Annotated in this window: 2 pseudogenes; both read left to right on the forward strand. The window is 67.7% G+C overall.

Annotated features, from left to right (window positions below):
• Positions 1-188, forward strand: a pseudogene (locus MOV75_RS39440) (ATPase); the annotation flags it as partial.
• Positions 189-245: 57 nt separating this feature from the next.
• A pseudogene (locus tag MOV75_RS39445) lies at positions 246-1,026 on the forward strand (flagellar hook-length control protein FliK); the annotation flags it as partial.

The following is a 1,026-nucleotide window of genomic DNA, read 5'->3' on the forward strand; positions in this document are numbered from 1 at the left end:
CTCTGGCGCATGGCGCGCGGGACGCCGGCCAGGTCTGGGCTGCCGCTCATGTCGATGAGGATTGGAACGCCGACCAATGGGGCGTGGACGAGGAGGCAGCCAGCCGCCGGGCCACCCGCCTCAGGGATTTCGAGGCCGCCGTGGCGGTTTTGGCCGCTATTAAGCCGCAAGAGGCCAAAGGTCCTTAACGAGAGGTTTACGACGGCGGCCTTAGGGTGTGGCCAGCACTCCATGGGCCCCCTGAGATGCCGACGCCGGTCACTTCCATCGTTCCCGTCAGTGCCGCCAGCCCCGTGGCTGATGCGGCGACGCCTGACCTCGTGCTTCAGGCCGGCAGCGTCGTCGATGCCAGGGTGGTGAGCGTGCTCGCCGACAATCTGGTGCGGATTGCGATCGCCAACCTCTCGATGGACGTGATGTCGGAGGTATCGCTGACGCCCGGGCAGAATCTCCAGCTGGCCGTGTCGCAGAACGAGGGCACCATCCGCCTCGCCGTATTGGGCGGGGCAGGCGAGGCTGCCACCGATCAGATCACGCTGACGCCGCGTGCGGCTTCGCTGGTGGAGAGCCCGCCACTTGCGCCGTCGGTCAATGTGGCACGCACTGCTCTGACGCCGACCGAGCAGATTGCAGTCACATTGGCCTCGGCCGAGGCCGCGACGAAGCAGGGCAGCCAGGCGCCGCTATTCGCCAATCTGGCGTCCGTCGTCACCGGCAGCAATCTGCCCGCAGGCTTGAAGCAGGCGGTGCTGGACGTATTGGCGCAGCAGACGCCGCTCAATCCCGGCCTCGTTGGCGACGATGTCGAGTCCGCATTCCAGAAATCCGGCTTGTTCCTCGAGGCTTCGCTGGCCGCGGGCGCGACACCGCCCTCCGGCACGATGCCCGACCTGAAAGCGGCATTGCTGGTGCTGCGCCAGACCTTGGCCACGCTCGAGTCCGCTGCGCCGCAAGCTCAGGGCGCCGCGCTTCCGGCCGGTACCACGGGGACATTGCAGGTCGGCGCCGCGTCCGCTCAGGTAGCAC

The organism is Bradyrhizobium sp. PRIMUS42, from assembly GCF_023006515.1.
Taxonomy (GTDB): Bacteria; Pseudomonadota; Alphaproteobacteria; order Rhizobiales; family Xanthobacteraceae; genus Bradyrhizobium.